Source organism: Bartonella sp. TS25HLJMH, from assembly GCF_042193505.1.
GTDB lineage: Bacteria > Pseudomonadota > Alphaproteobacteria > Rhizobiales > Rhizobiaceae > Bartonella > Bartonella grahamii.
This window is the reverse complement of sequence record NZ_JBHILV010000011.1, coordinates 22,335-40,331: the sequence shown is the minus strand read 5'-3', so window position 1 is coordinate 40,331 and position 17,997 is coordinate 22,335. Positions and strand designations below refer to the sequence as shown.

Genomic DNA, 17,997 nt, shown 5'->3' with positions numbered 1-17,997 from the left:
TAAGGCGTTTGATATTGAAATGGAAAACTTGATTTGTGGGTGATGCGTGTTGGTGGGTCTTTAGGAAAGATGCTTTCTGTCTCTGAAGAGGGGATTGTTGTTTCTTTCAATGGCAAGCTTCATCTTGCCAATAGTTTTGGAGGAAAACAACGTGTACAGTTTGGAGATGAATTCCAATGAGGGGCTTTTGATTTTTCTCTAGAAACTGGAGTTGGGTTAAATACTCAGTTGTCTTCACATTTTGCATTGTATGGAGATGTAACTTATCAACATCGTCTTAGCCAATTAGCAAAGATGGTTTTTCAGAGACTATTTTTTCAGGCGGGTTACAATATCATTTTTAGCTATACATAAACTATATAGTAATTTATATATAAGTGTATATTGTTATATTAAGTATTTAAAGTAGATCTTTAGTTTTATATTTATTATATTTAAGAAGTTTGTTAGTCTAAATATAGATATTATTCTTAAATGAATAAAATATGGGAATAGGAGTCGGGAAGAGTTATGGCTTATGTATTTAAAAAACATGTATTTTTGTGTAACTTTACAACAGCTATTCTTTATTTTTTGCAGGTTACTTATGTTAGTGCTGCAGGCTCTTCAGGTGATGCAGGAGAGGCATTTTATAAATGCGATGATAGAAAAATACACTTTCTCGCAGATAAAGTTTATTACTTAAAGAATTCTCAGGAGGCTTCGCCTATTGCAGCTATATATGTAGAAAAAGCTGGCACTGTTGTTAATGCCTCTCAGATAACAGTTTATGGCGATAATTCAGATAAAATATCTGCCTATGGGGCGTATGTAAGAAATGGTGGAAAACTTAATCTAACAGCTGCAGATTTTAAGGATATACCTGCTCTTCGTGCTCAAAATGCAGTTATTAGCATGACGGTAGGGGAAATTAAGGGTGCTTCACATGCTATTTATGCATGGGGGAAAGAAACGGATATTGCTTTAGTGAGTGTGAATATCGATATTGAGCCAGATAATTTGAAGGAAAAAGGGATCGGTATTATGAGTGGTTTTGATGCAATGGTTAGAATGTCAGAAGGTACCGTTAATTTTAATCAGATTGGCTCATTTTCAACTCGGTTTGGAGGGGGCTATATTCTTGATACTATGTGTATTACGGGGAAAGGAAGGAGCGAGGAAGCTAGAACAGATGGTGATGGCGCTATGGGGGCGGTGCCTGAAGCTTTTGAGGTTTTTCAAGGGGGGGATGTTCATTTGAAAAACGGTTTTATTCATCTTAACAATATGCATGGATTCGTGATTAAAAATTTCTCAGGTTATGTAGACGATAAGGGCAAATTAATTCAAAAATATGTTTCGCCAGATGTCTTTAAGAATACAAGTATTAAGATAGAAAAAAATGATATTTCTGTGAAAGGGGATGGAGTACATGGTCTGTATTTTAATGTTTTAGCTCCAGAAGAGCTTGCTAAGATGACTAGGCAACGAGATAATGAAAAAGTTTTAGAAACCAAAACAGTTCTCACGGGGAAGGCATTTGTTTATTTGTCACAGGCAAATATGACAGTTCCAGATGCTATTGCGATTTATGCGAAGGGGGATAGAGGCTATAGGGCTGAAGGTATTCTTGAATTATCGGATGGAACAAAAATCTCTGGTGATTTGTTGCTAAAAGCTGAAAATAATGCTTCTCTATTGGTGAAAGCAAACGCTTCCTCTCTTACAGGAGGTACACGTGTTGAGGATAGATCGGTTATTGATTTAGAGTTAATTCGTTATTCAAAATGGTATCTTACTAAAAGTAAATACAACGGTTTACAAGAATCTGTTTCATCGCTTTCTTCTCTAAGTCTTTCCAATAGCACATTGATCTTTGATGAAGATAGTGGTTATCAAACGCTACGCATTGGAAAAAAAGCAGATATAGGTGCAGGAGATAAAATTCTCGCATCAAAAGATAAAAAAGTCTATAGTGCTGAGGGAAACGCTCAGATTAGGTTGAATGCATTTTTGAATGATGAGGGTTTGTTTGATCCCCAAAAGACGGATCGCATATTGATCTATGGGGATGTTTCTGGAACGACATTCATTCATGTGCAAAATTTTCCAAAATATGCAAGTAAAGAAGTCTATGAGGGAAGAGATCAAAGCATTTCACTCATTCAAGTTGCTGGAACAGCGCAGGCAGGTTCTTTTCGACTCGCCAATGGTTATGATGGTTATACTACGGTGAAAGGTTTTCCTTATCAATATCGTATTCGTGGTTATGGTCCAGGTTCGCCCTTTGGAGAAGCAGATGCTACGAAAAGATTAGTGGAAGGTGAGGGGGATTTTTGGGATTTCCGACTCGAAGGGATCTATATTTCTTCTAGAATAGGTTCTTATAATGGTCCATTTGGTAAACCTTCTTCGTTTTCATTATCTCATCCTGTCGATCCTCCACGCCCCAATCAACTTTCTACGTCGTTTATGTCTGACCCTCCTTCTTCTTCTACATCTTCTGATCCTGTTGATCCTACCACCCCTTCGCCCCCCGATCCACTTCCTACGTTGTTGATGTCTGACTTGCCTTCTGTTTCGGCATCTCCTTCATCTACAGATTCTATTTCTCCTGCTTCTGCCTCTGTTGAACCAAAGCCTTCTACATCTTCTGATCCTGTTGATCCTTCGTCTAATCTTCCTATGTCGCTTAATGTTCAGTCTAATCTCCAAATTAGAGCTGTTGTTCCTCAATTGCCAACTTATCTTCTTTTGCCAAATACCTTATTTCATGCTGGTTTAGTGGATATGGCCACGCAAAATAAGACGGTAGAGACAATGCGGAATGCTTTTCATTCCTCTTGGAAGGATGATGAAAAGCCAGCCTTTTTTCTGCATGCTTATGGTGGTAGTCATCATTATGCTTCCAATTTATCTGCTTTTGAATATGGCTATGGAGCAGAACTCGATTATAGTGCATTGGAAGCAGGTGTTTTGTTAAACGAGACTGAGAGTTTATACAGTCGTACATTCTTTGGGGCTTTGGGGAACTATGGAAACCTCTCTCTAAACCCACAGGATGTTGAACAAAGCAAAAAAAGCGCATTTGATAAATGGTCTGTTGGAGCCTATGGAAGTTTACAGCATGATACGGGTTTTTATATCGATGGAGTATTATCGTATGGACTTTTTAAGGGAGATGTTTTGACACTAGCACGGGGCAAGGTTGTAGCGTTAAAGGGTAAACAGTTTAGCGGTTCTTTAACAAGTGGCAGAACGTTTGCAACAGGGTATAAAGGTGTTATTTTTGATCCGCAGATTCAGGTTGTTTATCAGCATCTTCAGTTTAATCCGGTACATGATGTTGATAATATTGATGTTGATTTAGGAAAATTTCATCAATGGGTGGGGCGTGTTGGTGGGCGTTTAAGCAAGACACTTAATGTTTCTGAAGAGGGACGTGTCGTTTCTTTTTATAGTAAGCTTTCTTATTTGCATAGTTTTGAAGATAAGCAATTTGTTTCTTTTAAAAACGATTTCCAATTAGGTTTTTTTGGTTCTTCTTTGGAAGCAGGGCTTGGTTTTAATGCGCGTCTTTCTTCAAAACTTTCTCTTTATGGAGATATAAATTATCAGCATAAACTGACAAAAGCAGGGTTTTCTGGAGCAAGTTTCTCTGCTGGTTTGCGCCACCTTTTTTGACAAAGTATGATATGTCCTTTTATAAAAAAGGCAGTAGAAAATGCTGCCTTTTACTTTATTAAAATCTTCTCTTATCTTTTCTAAATGGTTCTTTTGTCTTGATGAAAAAGGTCCACAATATATGATTTCTTTGGTTTGTGATTGAAAACGCCTCGTAAGTGTGTTTATTTTTTAGAGAGGAAGATGGGTTTCATGCGCAATTGCTTCTGGGGGATTGCGTAGGCAATTTTTATCAGCGATGGTTGCGCTTGTTGGTGCTTGGTTTAATCAGTGATATTGATTATACCACATTCACCATTTTCGCTACCAAAGGTGAGGTTGTACCCTGTCTGATCCCAGTTGAGTGCTGAGATAGCACTTTTCCCATAACCTTTTAGAAGGACTTCTTTTCCATCATGAAAATGTGCACACAAAATCATTCCATCATTGAAGCCTATTGCTACAATTTCTTTGCGTGGGTGGCATGCAACGGTGCTAACAAGCGCATTTGCTCGTGTTCCTAGTTCTAGTGGTGTTTTTCCCATGGGGCCATCTTTTGTATGAAAGGGCCAGACAATGGCTGCTGATGCACCGGATGTTGCTAACCATTTTCCCTTCACGCTCCAAGACCAGCTTTTGACTTTGCTTGGGTAGCCACTCATGCGGAGATGCTGATTATCAGTGAGACGCCAGCCATGGAGGGCGTTTTCTTGCATGGTAGAAATGACATAGCGGTTGTCTGGCGAGAAGGTGACGCCACAATGAGCTCCTTTCCATACCAATGTGGTGGGAGATATTTGCGTTGATAACCAATGAAGAGTAACTCCATTGTAATGGGCAACGGCAAGTCGTAGACCTTTTGGGGCAAAAGCGAGGCATTCTACACTGCGTTCATGTGTAAGCTCTTGTCGTTCTTTTCCAACATGCACAAATGCGAAACGTGAGGAGGAAAAAGCAAAAGCTTTTTGTGGACCAAAAGCAACGTTGTTTATCCATTTGCGTTCTTTTTGGCTTAGTACTTCTGTATGTCCCGCTGCGGTTGTTTGACAGACTTTTCCATCTTCTCCACCTGTGATGATCGCGGTATTGTCATGGGAAAAATGGCTTGAAATTATTCCTTTGTGAACTTCAAAGATTTGTGGGGTTGGATTAAACAAAACAATGAAACCTTCTACGGAAACAAAAGCTGGTTTATTGCCTATAAAACCGCAAGAAAGGCAGTAACTTTTGAGATCATAATGGGTAATGTTTGGCATTATCACTCACTTATGCGCAATTTTCAAAACCAGTTTTTAATTTTTCAGCATCAAGAGAGCGTCCTATAAAAACAAGGCGACTTTCTCGTTTTTCATCTTCACGCCATGGACGTTGATGTTGTCCCTCAAGAAGCATGTGTATACCTTGAATGACATAACGATCATCGTCTCTTTGAAAGGCGATAATGCCTTTGAGACGTAAGATATCAGGTCCCTGTTGCTGCGTAATCTGTTGGATCCAAGGGAAGAACTTTTCTGGTTGTAGAGCACCTGTTTTTAAACTTACAGAGGTTATTGTAATATCATGAATGGTGGATTTGTGGTGATGTGCATGATCATGATTACAATCGGGACCACAGACATGGTCTGCGTGCTGATGGTCAAGAAAATGGGGATCATTATCTAAAGTGCGTTGGAGATCAAAGAACCCTCGATTGAGGAGTTTATCAAGAGGGATGTTAGCGCGCTCTGTTGCGTAAATTATGGCTCTGGGATTAATTGCAAGAATGAGCGATTGCGCATGTGCACGTTCTTCTTCGCTGACAAGATCAATTTTATTTAAGAGAACAATATCAGAAAACGCAATTTGTTCTTCAACTTCACGACTTTTTTTCAGTTGAGAGGGCAAATGCTTTGCATCAACGATCGCTATGACACTGTCGAGAGCTGTTTTTTCATGGACCGTATCATCCATGAAAAAGGTCTGTGCTACGGGAACGGGATCTGCAAGCCCTGTTGTTTCTATAATGATCGCATCAAATCGATGAGAACGTTGCATCAAACTTTCCAGAATGCGAATGAGATCACCACGCACGGTGCAACAAACACAGCCATTATTCATTTCATAAATTTCTTCATCTGATTCAATGATCAGGTCATTATCAATACCAATTTCACCAAATTCATTGACAATGACGGCATAACGGTTGCCATGATTTTCACTGAGAATGCGGTTGAGAAGGGTGGTTTTTCCTGCACCAAGATAGCCTGTGAGAACCGTAACAGGAAGTTTTTTGGGGTGTGTCGTTTCCATGGAGAGACCTTTTATTGTTCTTTATTGCCATGTGTTTATGTTAAATCGATTGATATCATCAAGTAAATCACGAAGCTGAGACAGAACATGAAAAAATATTGCTTCACCGGCTTGTGGTGTTGCTTTGCTTGCGTTTCCTGCCGCACCTTGCGTATTTAGATCTCGCATTGTCCAGCCAAAGGCATGAGGACCATAAGCGCGTAAATAACGATAATTGGCAATCATATCCGCTTGTTTATTATGAAAATTTTTTGCCTTTTCCATATGAACTTTTTCCGGTTCTAAATAGAGCATTAAAGAGGTTTCGATAAAACCTCCATGGATATCAAGATGCTGTTGAAAAGGCTCCATGAGACCTTGTGGCAAACCAAAACGGCTCCAACTTGTTGCTACCGCAAGCATTGAAAAACGCCTCCGTAATTCGGTGATAACAATGCTCATTAAGGGTGAATTGCCTCCGTGAGCATTGAGAAGAAGAAGACGGTTGATCCCTTTGTGATAACAGTTTTCACCAATCTTTATCCATCGCTTAATCGCATCAGAAAAGGTAAGGGTTTGTGTGCCTGTAACATCTATATGTTCTATGGAATAGCCAATCTTTTCAACCGGTAAAAGTGCGATATGAAATTGCTCTTTTGTTTGTAAAGTGAGGGCTTTTGCAAAAGCTTCAGCAATGATCCAGTCGGTTTCGAAGGGAAGGTGCTCTCCGTGATATTCGTGTGCGCCCAAAGGTAAAAGAGCGAGAAAAGGCGTGTTAGATACCATAAATTATTGCCCAAAAGAGAAGTTAACACAGAAAAAATGATCAAAGGTGCTGTCACTATTTAATCTATCTATAAGAGAAACGCAAATAGGCGTCTTTTTACATCACATATGGATGCTATAAAAATGAGAGCTTTGTCAAACAATTGTGAAGATTTTATTGAGTAAAGCCAACTCAATTTTTTTGTAATACGAGGCTATCTTTCTAAAGATAGCTATCTTTGGTAAGACTTTCTGATGCATATTCTCATTTTTAATAAGTAAATATTTATATATATTAAATAATTCACATCATGTAATGAAAAATAATTTTTTCATCGTTTATTGAAAACGCAATTTTTTCTGTAAGTTGCAGATTTTTATTTTTACTATTGCGCGAGGATAACCAAAGTATTTCTATTGTTGCAATCAGGAGTTATAACTTCTTAATTTAAGTATCCGTATATTAAAAAAGAATAGAAATGTTTGTTGATTGACTTTATTTTGGATAGTGTCTTAACAGACTTTAGTGTTCATAAGAAAAAATGAATATAAAGGAAAAAATTCACGTAAGATGAACTTGCAATCTCAGAGATCTCGATGAGTTTATAAGATGATTAAAAAAGAAACACCGTTGGATACATGATAAACAGAATGCCATTGTGTTGCACATTGATAAGCTTGTTTGAAAGAAACCTTTCCCAAGGTATCCAAGCCTATTTTGCGACACTGTTCGTGAATGGTATAACGGTAAAGCCTCATAATATAAAATCTATATATTATATTTATATTTTTACAGTAAAAATGGATACCACCATTCACTTTGCCAGTTTTAAATAATGTGTTAACAGCGCTTGATAGTTAAAATATCTCATAAGTGATATTTTCTTTTCTTCAAGTGTGCTTACACATACATCGTTTTATTTTGTGCTTTGAAAGCGAAGAATTTTGATTAATTCAATATAAACAGAGTTAAAATTAAGAGAATCCTATAATAGCGAGCTCTCTCATTCAATATCAGTTTTCATGGCGTTATTTTTTCAATGCGCTTACTTAAGTTAGTATTTCAAAAATGCAATTTTTTAGTAAGTTTCTCTACCACTTCTCTTTCAAGCATTTGATTAATTATTTATTTTGCACAAATTGCAGACAGTTATGTGAATATTGCCCAAACTTTATTTCAAAGAGAATTATTTTATTAACGTCTTTTCTATTTGAAAATAGAAATCTTAATTGATTTTTACATTTTTAACTGTTTTATAGAAAAATAATACACTATTTTAAGTTTTATTTATTAGGATAGATTTGTTTTAGATCGAGTTTTTTCGCTATCAATTTTATTTTAAAGTTTATTGATGAGTGATATAATAAAAATCCATTAAGTACTATTTCATTTTTATTTTATTGAAATAATAGAATAATTATAATTATATTGACAGTTTTTAAAGTTATATTTCTTTAAAAGTTAATTACATTTTAAATTATTTACAAAATTTTAAATGAATAAATTATTTTTTATCTTTTGTTGTTTTTCTGTATTTACATACAATACATAATGTGTTATATATAATATAAGTTTTTTATATATGTGAATATTCTTTCATTTTTTCAGTGAAGAAAAGAGGAGCAAAGAAAGCTATGTTTAAAATATTTAAAAATCGTGTATGTTCATTTACTTTTACACTATTTATTCTCTTTTTTGTACAAACTATAGAGGGAAATGCAAGTTTTGTAAAAAATCAATTTCAAGAGAGAGCGGCAGTTACTATTTCTACACTAGAAAAAAATGTAGCTATTAAAGCTGTGGATAGAGCTGTTATTCAAGGCGTTGAGGCACAAGATGGCATTGCTTTGGGGAAAGCTGAAAAAACTGCTGCCTTTTCAGGTGCAGCCTTTTGGGGGGGAATAGGTATTTTATCACTTCTTGCTTCTTTATGTGTTGGGGATGTATTAGGTGCTGTTGTATCTCTTTGGGGAATATTTACTACACTTTAGCAGAAAGATCATCGACAAAGTCGATGATTTTTCTGTTCGCTTCATGATTTTGAAAAAATAAATATTTGAACTTATTTATACTGTATTGGATAATAAAATCACTACTCTTAATACTAAATGTAGCTTTTATTAACATTATTAAAGTTCAAGATCCTACATTTGTGTTTTTTTTACAAATTAGTGTAACCTGATTTTTTTACAGTTTATGGTTATTCCCTAGTAATAAGGTTATTATACTCACTCCCTTTATCAGTCTTTTAATATTGTCTACCTTTTCTCATATGAAGATTATTCATCAAAAGCATATCTTATCCTTTTTAATTTTTTTATGTTAAATCCATCAAAAGTATTTTTTACGTATCACAAATTGCGTTCGTGTATGGATAAAATTATTAAAAAAAAAGAGTAAAAATTCTTCTCATGAATTATCTCTAAGGTTCAAGGGCTGTTGTAGTATTGGCAAATAAATGATGGTGCTGGTTTGTATCTTTATAGAGTAAAGATAGTAATACACAATGAATCTTATGCCATCTTATGGAGTGGTTTATACTGTCGCATTTACGGGATATATTGTGAGAGGGAAGTGGTGATGTGCATCGTTGGAAAATGCTTTTATTAAAACATAAACCTGTATTTGCGATAGAAGTGTATTCTGGGTTATTCTGTTGCGTAAGGGAAGGATACTGTTAAGTAAGGTAATTCAGGAGTATTTATAGCTTAGCGGAAGAAGGGCCATGAAGTAAAAGGTCTTGTTTAGCACGAAGACGCGCAATCCATTGATCTTCACGAATAGCAGTATTATGTATTGTAATGAGTTCGTTTTTTTTAATTGCAGCTGTTACTGTTGCTTTTTCTAAAAGACCACAAGGAATGGCGTGGTGAGCGTGTGCTTCTGCGATGTTCATTATCCAAGCGCGATAAGTATAAAGACCGATAAAGTCTAGCTGATCGCCTGGATGTAAATCTTTTTTAGCGACAGCACAGACTTCTACTACGGGATGGCTAAGAGGAACCATATCTTTTTTGCCATAAAGCATAACGCGTGCGCAGGTGAGGGGAACTTCCATTGCTGTTAAATGATAGGGGCGGTGAAAGGTGAAATAAGGCCCCTGGCCAATTTTTAAATCTTCCATACGTTCGCGTAAACGTGGGTGTGCTATTTCTGCAATGACAAAGACACCTGGGGAAACACCTTGGCCTGTTGAATAATCTACAATACCATATTGCTGCAAAATGCCTCCATCTTGTTTTGGGATAAGCACTTTGTTTAAATCTTGCAGCGCTGCTCGTGGTCCATGCATTCCTGGGCAATCGGGGAGAAGCCCAGTGGCATTGGCAATTGCTGCCATTTCAACCATCGTTTTGGAACCATCAATAAACTCAACCAACATGCGCACATTCATATTACGCCGGAATGCTTCTTCTTCGTAAGCATCAGGTGTAGCATCAAAGTGCAGAGGATTATTTTTTCCTTTACCCGCTGCAACAATCTTATGTCCAAGGGCTGAAACAAATTCTATGAGTTCCATACAAGAAGTTGGTTCATCTCCGGCACCAAGTGTATAAATGAGCCCTCGTTTTTCTGCTTCATATTTGAGATAAGCGCCAATTGTAACATCTGCTTCAACATTCATCATGACAAGATGTTTGTTATTCTCAAGCGCTTTGATACCAATTTCTGCTCCTGCTTCGGGATAGCCTGTTGCATCAACGATAATATCAATTTGTTCATGACGTAAAACAAGGTTAATATCATCTGTTGCTGCAATCAAATTTTTTTCAATGCTTTTCGTGAGAGCATAAGTATTTTCAACTTCACAGACATGTCCATCCTCGCCATAGGCTATTTTAGCGGCATCAAAAATACGTGACGGCGTCCTAGTGGCTACTGCAGCGACTGTTATACCATCCATATGCGCAATACTTGATAATAAATCTGTGCCCATTTCACCACAACCAATCAGTCCGATACGGATGGGGGGATGCTTTTCTGCACGTTGTTTCAAATCATGCGCTAAACCTGTTAGGTTCACATTGCTTGCCATTCTTTTTTCCCATTTGAAAACTATTCTGCTAAAGAACTTTTCTCATTCATAAGGTGCATTTGTTTTTAAGACAATTAATCTTTTATTCTTGATGCTCTAATCAATGGATTTTATAAAAGCAAGAGGGGTGGTTGCTTTTATCAAACAAAATAGGAATAGCGTTATGCAGCAAAAAATAACAGTACAAGATGTCACCAGTTTTATTGGGAAAGAAGTGGGATTATCGGGGTGGCGTCTTGTTACACAGGATATGATTAATCAGTTTGCATGTGCTACAGATGATCATCAATGGATACACGTTGATGAAGAAAAGGCTAAAAAGACACCTTTTGGGGGCACAATTGCTCATGGTTTTTTAACATTATCGCTTTTGTCTACGCTCGCTTATGAGGCTCTTCCAGAGTTGGAAGGGAGCACAATGGGGATTAATTATGGTTTCGATAAAGTACGCTTCATGAGTCCTGTGAAAACAGGGGTACGGGTACGTGCGCGTTTTGTGTTAGATGATGCAGAAATTCGCCCTTCTGGTCGAGTGGTCTTCCATTATGGGGTTACGGTGGAAATTGAACAGTTAAAAAAACCAGCTCTTACGGCTCAATGGCTTATTGTGGCAGTGATGGGAGAAAAATCTTCCAATATCTAGATTAGTTTGAGTGCTTTATTTTATAAAATTTTTGTACAATTCTATTAGAAGTTTCTTCAATGATAATAGTAATAATAATCTATGGGATGATGGATATGGTGGGCTATCATAGCGTTTAGCCATAGCAGATTGCTATCTTTCCTAGATCGTTTTGAAGAGGAGTTTCCTAATGAAAATAGTGCATTGCCTCACGCTTTTGTTTATAGCATTCTTTAATGGGATCACAGCCCTCACATAAAACAGAATGCTTCAAATGGAATATACTTGCGTTGCCAATTCATGGGCTTATTTTAAAGAAATATCTCTCAACGCTCGTCATACCCATTTCGCAATAGCGCCCTGTGAATAGTATAACGATAAAGCCATTGAGCACTCCCATATCTTTATGCTTGTGAAGAAGAAAACCGGTATTATCGTATTATATGCTAGCACCCAATGTTAAGACAGGTTTTGGCGCTTGAGATAATTCATAAGAGGTACGCCTTCATTGCTTGTATAGTTTTTACTCACATGGCTCTTCCTGCTTGTAACATGCAAGCGAGAGGTTTCGATATGGAACAGATTTGGAATGAGAGAACCTTACGGTATTTAGAGCTCTCATTCAATATGTTGTCTAAGGTTCGGAAAGGTCGTGACCAATGTCTTAATTTAACATGATAATTTATCATTTTTATGTTAAGAGAGGGGCTCAAATATTGTAAGATCTCTCATTTCATTCCCTTTTATATTAAAGCCATTAAAACTATTTTCTTTCATGTTACAAACGGATGGGGAGAGATAAAAACTGTTTAAGAAAAAAGTTCCTAATCCCTTATGATCGTTTCCGATAGCCAAGGGTTGTTGCGCTTGGATAAGTGGCAAAGAGGATGATGGTACTGGTATGTGAAATTCTAAGTCTTTTAATGCTTTGTTTTATCAAGTTTTTGTACGATTTTATCAGAAGTCCATTGGGTTATAATATTGAGCATGATCAAAAGAATGATGACAATGGTCATGATGAAAGTATTATAGCGTTGATAGCCATAGCGGATTGCCATATCCCCTAAACCGCCTCCACCAAGATATCCAGCAAGTGAGGTGGCTCCTATGAGAGAAATGATCATGACTGTAAAACCTGTAATCAGGCTAGGGAGAGCTTCAGGAATAAGAACATGTCTGATAATTTGAAGACGGCTTGCACCCATAGAGCGGATTGCTTCAATGAGACCGTTTTCAACGGTTTTAAAAGAGAGTTCCGCCATGCGTGCATAAAAAGGGATAGCTGAAATGGTCAGTATAAAAATTACAGCAGGCATTCCTATCCCTCTTCCTACAACGATACGCGTAACGGGAAGAAGATAAAATGCAAGAATAATAAAGGGAATGGCACGAATACTGTCAATGATCATGCTTAAAGGGCGATTGATGAGAGATGAGGAAAAAATCCCTCCGCGCGCTGTTGTGTGAATAAGAAGACCAAGGGGAAGTCCTATAATAAATGCCATAAAAGAAGCACTAAGTGTCATCAATATTGTATCAATAACAGCTTGGGGAAGCTCATGAGACAAAACATTAAACATAGCCTAAGACCTCACAATATCGTCCTTTTTTCGTTAACCATTGAACAGCTTTTTCTAAAGCTTCTTTATCTTCTCCAGGAAGAGCCAAGAAGAGTCGCCCGATGGTTTCATCCTGAACTGTATCAATGCCACCATGCAAAATACGTGCTTTTAAACCACTCTCATTTTCTAGAAGATGAAGAAAAGGCTGCTGGGCAATTTCACCGGCAATATTGATTTCAATGACAGCTTCTCGCCCGATTGGTTTGAGATTTTTCGCAAATTTTTCAGGAAGTTGCGGGGTGACAAGCTTGAGCATGGCTATGGTTGTATCGTCTTGCGGTGACGTAAAGATGTCTTTCACACGTCCTTCTTCTACAATGTTCCCCTGATTAAGCACAACAACGCGATGCGCTATGGTGCGCACAACTTCCATTTCATGGGTGATGAGCACAATCGTGAGATTGAGGTGTTTATTAATATCAGCAAGGAGCTCTAGAATAGATTGTGTTGTTTCAGGGTCAAGAGCAGAGGTGGCTTCATCTGATAACAATATTTTAGGATTAGCAGCGAGCGCACGAGCAATGCCAACGCGTTGTTTTTGCCCCCCTGATAATTGTGCCGGATAGCAATATTCTTTTCCATATAATCCAACTAATTCAATTAGTTCAAGAGCACGTTTGTGGCGTTGTTTTTTGCTTACACCACTTAATTTAAGCGGCAATGCAATGTTATCAAGAATATTTTGTGATGAAAGAAGGTTGAAATGTTGAAAAATCATCCCAATTCGTTGACGGTAAGGCGCCCATTCTATCTCCGATAGATTTGAAATATCAACACCTTCAAAAAAAATGGACCCTGCATCAATCTTCTCTAACCCATTTAAACAGCGGATAAGTGTTGATTTTCCTGCTCCACTACGACCGATAATACCAAGAATTTCACCGGCATGGATATCGAGAGATAAGTTATTAATCACCGGAACACCAGCCGTTTTGTTAAAACAACGGCTGATGTTTTTTAAGGAGATAAGAGTAGGTTTTTCCATTCACAATTACTCGGATATTTGGCACAATTACCAAGAAGTTTGGGCGGTTTTGCCAAAAATCTCTTTGATTTTTGCACGGATAAGATCGTTGTTGTAAGCGGCAACTAATTTTTTAACCCATGGCTCATCTTTTTCGCTCGTGCGTACAACGATGATATTATCATAAGGATTATTTTTTGCGCTCTCCCATGCGACGACATCTTTTTCGAAGTTTAATCCAGAAACAATAGCCCAGTTTGTATTTATAATTGCAAGATCAAAATCGTCAATAGCTCGCCCTAACATACCAGCATCGAGCTCACGAATTTGCAGGTTTTTAGGATTTTCGATAATATCAAGTGGAGATGCAAGAATATTATGAGGATCTTTTAACTTAATGAGACCTAAAGAATTGAGAAGAAGTAAGGCTCTTCCACCATTAGATGGGTCGTTCGGAATACCAACATGTGCACCCTCACGTAGATCTTTTAAGTCTTTGATTTTGTGCGAGTAAACACCGATTGGAGCAATAAATGTATAGCCGACAATTGAAAGTTTATAGCCACGTTGTTTCATTTGTTCATTAAGATAAGGGGCGTGCTGAAAAGCATTCGCATCGATCTCTCCTGCGTTAACAGCGTCATTAGGCAAAGCGTAATCAGAAAAATAAACGAGTTCAATATCTAAACCGGCTTTTTTAGCCTGTTCAGCTGCAGTTTTCCAAATAATCGCATCCCGCCCTTCCATAATACCAAGTTTGATTTTCGATTTGTCTGTAGCCATGACGCAAGCAGTAGATAAAAAAAGTGCAACGAGAGAGAGGAATAATCCTATAATCTGACTACGAGAAAAAAAATTTAATGTCATGTGCTTTTAACTTTCTTGTCCAAGAGATTTTTTGAGGGAAGTTTCAATATACTCTGTATTTTTTTTTGGAAGATTTAAAGTTATACAAGCTTTAGAGAATATTCAATCACTTTTATTTTTAAAATAGCATTATTTTTCCTTCTATTTTTAGTATTTTTGGGGCTTATCATCATTCATTCTCTGTAATTCAGGCAATCAATTCTTCTATTGCAATCATTTGTTGAGGGAACCAATAACACTTTAAAAACTTCTTTAAGGGACGATTGGTTGAAGAACCAGACAATCAGATGATGCTTTAGCTGTAAATTTATGAGGAACATACTGCGCAATCAAGATCAAAAGGCCGTGTTCGTGTAGAGGGGGAATAAAGAGAAATTTTGTTGCAATGTTGTGGGGTCTTTTGGGCGGGAAATAAAAGTTGCTGATCATTGGATTTAAACGCGGCAAATTTTTGCAAAGGCGAAATTTTGCCTTTCACATATTTTGAGAGAGGAAGAAAAATAATGTTAAGAAAAAAATTTTTATCAACAACAATGATTTTATGGGCTTTGGGAGCGTCGGGGGTGGCTGTGACTGCTTTTCACGCGGAAGCTGGAACCATTGCAGGAACAGTTGCTCGTGTTGCATCAGGTCAGGTATCTTTACGCACAGGTCCTGCGACAGCTTATAAAGTGATCACAATGGTTCCAATGGGAGCAAAAGTGCAAATTTATGGCTGTCTATCCAATAAAACTTGGTGTTCTCTTGGTTATCACGGAAAGGTTGGTTGGGCATCTGCACGTTATGTCAATGTCAATAATGTTCCTACCATCGCTTTTACAAAGATGCCAGTAAAGCTAAATGCTATGATAAAATCGCCAAAAGTAAAAAAAGAAAAAGTAAAACAGGTTGTTTCTGATTTTAAAGCTCTTCCAGCGATTCAAAAAACACGGAAAAACATACAAAAACTCTACAGAAAAGATGTGATTATCGATTCTACAGGTGTCAAAAAAAGAGATGAACGGACAATTTTAAATCCTTCGCCCCAAGCACAAGGAGTTTCTGTAAAGCACGTAAATGCTTATAATCCCTTCTTTCCTGATAATGTCAATTACAAAAATTTTGAACGTAATGAAACGCGTTACCGTGTTGTGACTTATCCTGCTCGATAAGGGTAAAGTTAATTTCACAATCGGAATAACAAATAGGATCAGCAGCATAAGCATTTTTTGCTTCATGCTGCTGATCCTATTGTACCGTAAAATGGCATTAAGGCGGCGATGATTAACTTAAGGTGGCGAGGTATTTATGGATATTCAGAGTAAAATTTATCAATACCCCGAATTACAGTCCTTTAGGATGGTGATATGAATCCCCAGCAGGGGAAGATTCTGCTGAAGAGAAGCCGGACTTTTGACAGACCGGCTAGGGCTCTTCATCCTTTCGGACAGGGCGTTAATTTACGGACTTAGGCTTTATCAAATTACGAGAAATGAGCAATTCAGCAATTTGAACTGCGTTCAATGCTGCTCCTTTTCTTAAATTATCGGCGACAACCCAGAAAGCTAAACCATTTTCAACGGTGATATCTTCACGAATGCGGCTAATAAAGGTGTCATCTTCTCCGGTACATTCATAAGGTGTGGTATAGCCACCATCTTCGTGTTTATCGATAAGCTGACAACCGGGAGCATCGCGGAGAAGCGCTTGTGCTTCAGATACGCTTAGTGGTTTTTCAAATTCAACATGGACAGCTTCGGCATGACCGATAAAGACAGGGACCCGAACAGCAGTGGCTGTTAACTTAATCTTCGGATCGAGAATTTTCTTCGTCTCAGCAGTCATTTTCCATTCTTCTTTTGTATAACCATCTTCCATGAAAACATCGATATGAGGAATGACATTAAAGGCAATGCGTTTAGTGAATTTTTTTGATGTAATTGGGTCAGCAACAAAAACTGCACGTGATTGTTCGAAAAGTTCGTCCATTCCTTCTTTACCAGCTCCAGAAACCGACTGATATGTAGAGACAACAACACGTTTAATGATTGCAGCATCATGGAGAGGTTTTAGAGCTAAGACCAGTTGAATTGTTGAACAATTAGGATTTGCTATAATATTACGTTTAGAAAAGGTATTTATAGCTTCGGCATTGACTTCAGGAACTATCAACGGAACATTGGAATCATAGCGCCACGTGGAGGAATTATCGATGACGACACAGCCAGCGGCAGCGATTTTAGGAGCATATTCTTTGGAAATGCTTCCTCCCGCAGACATCAGACAAAAATCTATGTCAGAAAAATCGTAAGTATCCAGTGCTTTTACTTTTAAAGTTTTATCTCCATAAGAAACCTCTTGTCCTAATGAGCGTCGTGATGCTAGAGGGACAATTTCATGCGCAGGAAAACCACGTTCTTCTAAAATTGTAAGCATTTCACGACCAACATTTCCGGTTGCGCCGACAATTGCAACTTTAAAACTCATTTTCTATATACTCCTCATATCTCTCCACGTTTATTCCCCGTGCTATACTCAGGAGAGAGTGAGTTGGTCAAGGAACATCATTAAATTATATTTTTGATTTTCAACAACTCAATTTTGTACACATCAATCATCATCAGCAGCACAATAAATTGTTTTATTTCAAATGATACGTCTTTTTAATCTTTCAGAATTGAAAAATTGAATATTGTACGCTAAACTGTTATCTCTTTTAGAGAGCACTTTAATTAAGTGAATTCCTTATCTTCTGTCAATTGTTTACCTTCACACTTTTGAATTTTTTAAGGATGTTATTACGTATTGCGTTGGGGGAATCTTTTAATACCTTATCTGTTAAGTGTTGAATTATTTGATCTTCTCCCTATGCCTTTAAAAGCGAAGCTTCTTATTCAGTCTGTAAACAGGCAGATTCTAGCGGTTACTTTTAGCGGCTTCCCATTTTTCACTTGAAACTTAAGGCTCAACAAGCAAGTCTAAAAATATTTAAAAAGACATTTGGCGCTTAAAAAACATTTGAATGTTTCAAGTAGGTATGCATGCTTCATATTCTCATACCTTAAATGATAAAATTTATAGCACAACAGGATAAAATTAAGTATCCATTATATAAATAAATTCTTATGAAAGTTATACATATAGTTTTTTCGTGTCTTATTTTTACTTTAATCCTGTTATACTATAAAATATCGTTATTTGAAGTATGGTGGTATAAGATCTTTAAGCTTT

At 37.3% G+C, this 17,997-nt stretch carries 13 protein-coding genes; 5 read left to right on the top strand and 8 right to left on the bottom strand.

Translation table 11 applies throughout. The annotated features are described in order from the left end of the window. The first annotated feature begins 33 nt into the window (after nt 1-33). Entirely contained in the window at nt 34-180 is a 147-nt protein-coding gene (locus tag ACFINF_RS06295; protein WP_375620130.1) for a hypothetical protein, read from the top strand. A gap of 330 nt (nt 181-510) precedes the next feature. Further along, the gene (locus ACFINF_RS06290; protein WP_375620129.1) at nt 511-3,663 is read left to right on the top strand and encodes an autotransporter outer membrane beta-barrel domain-containing protein; all 3,153 of its coding nucleotides are present in this window, start codon (nt 511-513) and stop codon (nt 3,661-3,663) included. Nucleotides 3,664-3,926: 263 nt separating this feature from the next. Here ACFINF_RS06290 and ACFINF_RS06285 read toward each other — a convergent pair whose 3' ends face one another. The 3 genes from ACFINF_RS06285 to ACFINF_RS06275 are packed head-to-tail and all read right to left on the bottom strand — an operon-like array spanning nt 3,927 to nt 6,696. Beyond that, nucleotides 3,927-4,898 (bottom strand): WD40 repeat domain-containing protein, encoded by a 972-nt coding sequence (locus tag ACFINF_RS06285; protein WP_375620128.1) that lies wholly within the window; start codon nt 4,896-4,898, stop codon nt 3,927-3,929. Nucleotides 4,899-4,908: 10 nt separating this feature from the next. After that, nucleotides 4,909-5,931, bottom strand: coding sequence for a CobW family GTP-binding protein (locus ACFINF_RS06280; protein WP_375620127.1), 1,023 nt, complete (start codon nt 5,929-5,931; stop codon nt 4,909-4,911). Nucleotides 5,932-5,952: 21 nt separating this feature from the next. Next, a complete protein-coding gene (locus ACFINF_RS06275; protein ID WP_375620126.1) occupies nt 5,953-6,696 on the bottom strand; it encodes a creatininase family protein in 744 nt (247 codons plus the stop codon). Between the two features lie 1,614 nt (nt 6,697-8,310). On the opposite strand from ACFINF_RS06275, the gene ACFINF_RS06270 reads away from it, so the two are divergent. Continuing rightward, entirely contained in the window at nt 8,311-8,667 is a 357-nt protein-coding gene (locus ACFINF_RS06270) for a hypothetical protein (RefSeq protein ID WP_375620125.1), read from the top strand. A gap of 710 nt (nt 8,668-9,377) precedes the next feature. Here the strand turns inward: ACFINF_RS06270 and ACFINF_RS06265 are convergent. After that, a complete protein-coding gene (locus ACFINF_RS06265; RefSeq protein ID WP_375620124.1) occupies nt 9,378-10,712 on the bottom strand; it encodes an NAD(P)H-dependent oxidoreductase in 1,335 nt (444 codons plus the stop codon). Nucleotides 10,713-10,875: 163 nt separating this feature from the next. Here ACFINF_RS06265 and ACFINF_RS06260 point away from each other — a divergent pair, with 163 nt between their 5' ends. Next, the gene (locus ACFINF_RS06260) at nt 10,876-11,355 is read left to right on the top strand and encodes a MaoC family dehydratase (protein ID WP_375620123.1); all 480 of its coding nucleotides are present in this window, start codon (nt 10,876-10,878) and stop codon (nt 11,353-11,355) included. An 899-nt stretch (nt 11,356-12,254) separates the two neighbouring features. Here ACFINF_RS06260 and ACFINF_RS06255 read toward each other — a convergent pair. The 3 genes from ACFINF_RS06255 to ACFINF_RS06245 are packed head-to-tail and all read right to left on the bottom strand — an operon-like array spanning nt 12,255 to nt 14,787. Then, complete coding sequence (locus ACFINF_RS06255) at nt 12,255-12,914, bottom strand: methionine ABC transporter permease (protein WP_375620122.1); 660 nt, start codon at nt 12,912-12,914, stop codon at nt 12,255-12,257. After that, nucleotides 12,907-13,941 carry a methionine ABC transporter ATP-binding protein gene (locus ACFINF_RS06250; RefSeq protein ID WP_375620121.1) on the bottom strand — a complete coding sequence of 345 codons (1,035 nt, stop codon included), beginning with the start codon at nt 13,939-13,941 and terminating at the stop codon, nt 12,907-12,909. The genes ACFINF_RS06255 and ACFINF_RS06250 overlap by 8 nt, the downstream gene beginning before the upstream one ends. A gap of 27 nt (nt 13,942-13,968) precedes the next feature. Further along, nucleotides 13,969-14,787, bottom strand: a complete 819-nt coding sequence (locus ACFINF_RS06245; RefSeq protein ID WP_375620120.1) for a MetQ/NlpA family ABC transporter substrate-binding protein — start codon at nt 14,785-14,787, stop codon at nt 13,969-13,971. Nucleotides 14,788-15,290: 503 nt separating this feature from the next. Between ACFINF_RS06245 and ACFINF_RS06240 the strand changes: the two genes are divergently transcribed. After that, nucleotides 15,291-15,938 (top strand): SH3 domain-containing protein, encoded by a 648-nt coding sequence (locus ACFINF_RS06240; RefSeq protein ID WP_375620119.1) that lies wholly within the window; start codon nt 15,291-15,293, stop codon nt 15,936-15,938. 283 nt (nt 15,939-16,221) lie between these two features. On the opposite strand, the gene ACFINF_RS06235 is transcribed toward ACFINF_RS06240, so the two are convergent. Next, nucleotides 16,222-17,253, bottom strand: a complete 1,032-nt coding sequence (locus ACFINF_RS06235) for an aspartate-semialdehyde dehydrogenase (protein ID WP_375620118.1) — start codon at nt 17,251-17,253, stop codon at nt 16,222-16,224. Between the last annotated feature and the right edge of the window lie 744 nt (nt 17,254-17,997).

What these genes read in the sequence shown, in the direction of transcription:
- ACFINF_RS06260 (WP_375620123.1), top strand. Translation starts at nt 10,876, where the DNA reads ATGCAGCAAAAAATAACAGTACAAGATGTCACCAGTTTTATTGGGAAA.
- ACFINF_RS06270 (WP_375620125.1), top strand. Translation starts at nt 8,311, where the DNA reads ATGTTTAAAATATTTAAAAATCGTGTATGTTCATTTACTTTTACACTA.
- ACFINF_RS06275 (WP_375620126.1), bottom strand. Translation starts at nt 6,696, where the DNA reads ATGGTATCTAACACGCCTTTTCTCGCTCTTTTACCTTTGGGCGCACAC.
- ACFINF_RS06290 (WP_375620129.1), top strand. Translation starts at nt 511, where the DNA reads ATGGCTTATGTATTTAAAAAACATGTATTTTTGTGTAACTTTACAACA.
- ACFINF_RS06240 (WP_375620119.1), top strand. Translation starts at nt 15,291, where the DNA reads ATGTTAAGAAAAAAATTTTTATCAACAACAATGATTTTATGGGCTTTG.
- ACFINF_RS06255 (WP_375620122.1), bottom strand. Translation starts at nt 12,914, where the DNA reads ATGTTTAATGTTTTGTCTCATGAGCTTCCCCAAGCTGTTATTGATACA.
- ACFINF_RS06235 (WP_375620118.1), bottom strand. Translation starts at nt 17,253, where the DNA reads ATGAGTTTTAAAGTTGCAATTGTCGGCGCAACCGGAAATGTTGGTCGT.
- ACFINF_RS06245 (WP_375620120.1), bottom strand. Translation starts at nt 14,787, where the DNA reads ATGACATTAAATTTTTTTTCTCGTAGTCAGATTATAGGATTATTCCTC.
- ACFINF_RS06250 (WP_375620121.1), bottom strand. Translation starts at nt 13,941, where the DNA reads ATGGAAAAACCTACTCTTATCTCCTTAAAAAACATCAGCCGTTGTTTT.
- ACFINF_RS06265 (WP_375620124.1), bottom strand. Translation starts at nt 10,712, where the DNA reads ATGGCAAGCAATGTGAACCTAACAGGTTTAGCGCATGATTTGAAACAA.
- ACFINF_RS06280 (WP_375620127.1), bottom strand. Translation starts at nt 5,931, where the DNA reads ATGGAAACGACACACCCCAAAAAACTTCCTGTTACGGTTCTCACAGGC.
- ACFINF_RS06285 (WP_375620128.1), bottom strand. Translation starts at nt 4,898, where the DNA reads ATGCCAAACATTACCCATTATGATCTCAAAAGTTACTGCCTTTCTTGC.